At 72.9% G+C, this 2,805-nt stretch carries 3 protein-coding genes; 1 reads left to right on the top strand and 2 read right to left on the bottom strand.

Annotated elements, in window-relative coordinates; translation table 11 throughout:
• Both LIU39_RS34650 and hutH read right to left on the bottom strand, forming a co-directional pair.
• A partial coding sequence (locus tag LIU39_RS34650) for a hypothetical protein (RefSeq protein ID WP_227050958.1) occupies positions 1-167 on the bottom strand: 167 nt, incomplete at its 3' end.
• 86 nt (positions 168-253) lie between these two features.
• A complete protein-coding gene (gene hutH, locus LIU39_RS34645) occupies positions 254-1,792 on the bottom strand; it encodes a histidine ammonia-lyase (RefSeq protein ID WP_227050957.1) in 1,539 nt (512 codons plus the stop codon).
• A 123-nt stretch (positions 1,793-1,915) separates the two neighbouring features.
• Between hutH and LIU39_RS34640 the strand changes: the two genes are divergently transcribed.
• Positions 1,916-2,686, top strand: coding sequence for an IclR family transcriptional regulator (locus LIU39_RS34640; RefSeq protein ID WP_227050956.1), 771 nt, complete (start codon positions 1,916-1,918; stop codon positions 2,684-2,686).
• Positions 2,687-2,805: the final 119 nt, after the last annotated feature.

Here is a 2,805-nt window from a genome sequence, read left to right as displayed (position 1 = left end):
TCCCGCGCCGCCTTCCCCGTCCCCCCGTACACCACCAACTTCTCCGGATGCTCAGCCACCTCCGGATCCAAATTGTTCTGCAACATCCGCAACGCAGCCTCCTGCTGCCACCCCAAGGTGTTCAGCTGGGAGCCACGTGAGGCGCGTACCGGGCGTGCACCGTGCATGGTGAGTCCTTTTCTGTGATCGGACGGCCGAAAGGTCGAACGGCCGGGGAAGAGAGGGGAGTTGGACGTGCGAGCGGGGGTGCGGGTCAGCGCAGCGGGCCGGTGACGGATTCGGCGGCGCGGAGCGCGCGTCCGGAGGCGACGCAGCGGACCGCGGCCTCGATCTCCGGGGCGAGATAGCGGTCGGTGCCGGGCCCCGGCACGTCCTGGCGCAGCTCGGCGAGGACCGCGGCGGTGGCCGGTGCAGGGGTGAGCGGGGCGCGCAGGTCGAGGGCGCGGGCCGCGGTCAGCAGCTCCACCGCGACGACCCGGGTGAGACCGTCCACCGCCTTGCGCAGCTTGCGGGCCGCGGCCCAGCCCATGGAGACGTGGTCCTCCTGCATGGCGCTGGAGGGGATCGAGTCGACGGACGCCGGCGCGGCCAGCCGCTTCAGCTCGGAGACGATGGCGGCCTGCGTGTACTGGGCGATCATGTGGCCGGAGTCCACACCGGGATCGTCGGCGAGGAAGGCGTTCAGCCCGTTGTTGCGCGCCACGTCCAGGAACCGGTCGGTACGGCGCTCGGCGACCGAGGCGACGTCGGCGACGGAGATGGCGAGGAAGTCCAGGACGGCGGCGACCGGCGCGCCGTGGAAGTTGCCGTTGCTCTCGACCCGCCCGTCGAACGTCACCACCGGGTTGTCCACGGCGCTCGCCAGCTCCCGGGACGCCACCAGCGCGGCGTGCGCCATGGTGTCCCGCGCGCTGCCGTGCACCTGCGGGGAACAGCGCAGCGAGTACGCGTCCTGCACCCGGGTGCACTCCGGGCCGCGGTGACTCGCCACGACGCCCGAACCGGCCAGTACGGCACGGAGGTTGGCGGCACTGTCGGCCTGCCCGGGATGCGGCCGCAGCTCCTGGAGGTCGGCCGCGAAGACGGCGTCCGTACCCAGCTGGCCCTCCACGCTCATCGCGGCCCCGATGTCGGCGGTGCGCAGCAGCAGCCGCAGGTCGTGCAGGGCGAGCAGCAACTGGCCGAGCATGCCGTCGGTGCCGTTGATGAGGGCCAGGCCCTCCTTCTCCCGCAGGACGACCGGGGCGATACCGGCGGCCGCCAGCGCCTCGCCCGCCGGGCGCAGCTCGCCGTCGGCGTCGCGGACCTCGCCCTCGCCCATGACGGCGAGCGCGCAGTGCGCGAGCGGCGCCAGGTCACCGGAGCAGCCGAGCGAGCCGTACTCGCGCACGACCGGCGTGATCCGGGCGTTGAGCAGCGCGGCGTAGGTCTGCGCCGTCTCCAGACGGACCCCGGTGCGGCCGGTCGCGAGCGTCGAGAGGCGCAGCAGCATCAGCGCGCGGATGACCTCGCGCTCCACCTCGGGGCCCGAACCGGCGGCGTGCGAGCGGACCAGGCTGCGCTGGAGCTGGTCGCGCAGCTCGGTCGGGATGTGCCGGGTGGCGAGGGCGCCGAAGCCCGTCGAGACCCCGTAATGGGGCGTCACGTGATCGGCCAGCGCCTCGATGACCTTGCGGCTCTGGTTGATCTCCTGCTGCGCCGCCGGGGACAGCGCCACGGTGGCGCCGTCGCGGGCGACGGATACGACATCGTCGGCGGAGAGCGCACCGACGTCTACGAGAACATGTGCCATGCGTCTATGAAGCGCCAGGCCGGAATGGCTCTGCCAGGCCCGCCGACGCCAATCTGTCTGGGATCCAAGACATATAGGGGACGGGCGGCCGTCTGGTGGCCCAGACAGCGGTAGCGTCGCGGCATGTCCATCGTGCCCGCGGCGGCCCAGGTCCTGGCCGTACTGCGCTACCTCGCCCGACAGGCGGGACCGGTCCCGGCCGCCGTCATCAGCCGCGACGTGGGGCTGCCGCGCTCCACGACGTACCACCTCCTCGACACCCTGGTGCACGACGGTTTTGTGGTGCACCTGGCGGAGGAACGGCGCTACGGGCTGGGCGTCAGCGCCTTCGAACTCGGCTCCGGCTACAGCCGCCAGGCACCGTTCCAGCGGCTGGCACGGGTACCGCTCGCCGCACTGGTGGACCGCACGGGACACAGCGCCCACCTCGCGGTGCTGCACGGCCGCGAGGTGATCTACGTCATCGAGGAGCGGGCACTCGGCCGCCCGCCGCTGGTCACCGAGGTCGGCGTGCGGCTGCCGGCCCATCTGACGGCCAGCGGCCGGGCGATGCTGGCCCGGCTGCCGCGCGCACAGGTGCGGGCGCTGTTCCCCGATCCGTCCGCGTTCGTGGAACGCACCGGCACGGGACCGGGCTCGCTGTCCGCGCTGCACCATCTGCTCATCGCGGTCAGGCGCCGCGGCTACGCGACGGAGGAGGGCGAGGTCACCGCCGGCTTCTCATCGGTCGCCGCACCCGTGCTCGACCACGGATCGCACCCGATCGCCGGGGTGGCCGCGACCTTCCCCGCCGCGCAGGTGGACGCCGAGCAGCGCGGCCACATCGCCGACCAGGTGGCACGCACCGCCCGCGAACTGACCCTGCGGGTGGGCGGGACACCGGCGGCCCCATAGGCAGGCAGCGGTCGGTACGGCACCCCGGGGCGCCCCGGAGCGCGCCCGAACGGACCGGACACGTACGGGCGTTGATGTTTTGTTCAGCGAATGGCAAGCGGCTGCCGCCAGGCTCTTTC

Origin of the sequence: Streptomyces pinistramenti (genome assembly GCF_020564935.1) — a bacterium.
GTDB lineage: Bacteria > Actinomycetota > Actinomycetes > Streptomycetales > Streptomycetaceae > Streptomyces > Streptomyces pinistramenti.
The sequence above is the reverse complement of the archived record's forward strand: the minus strand, read 5'-3'. Positions and strand labels throughout refer to the sequence as shown.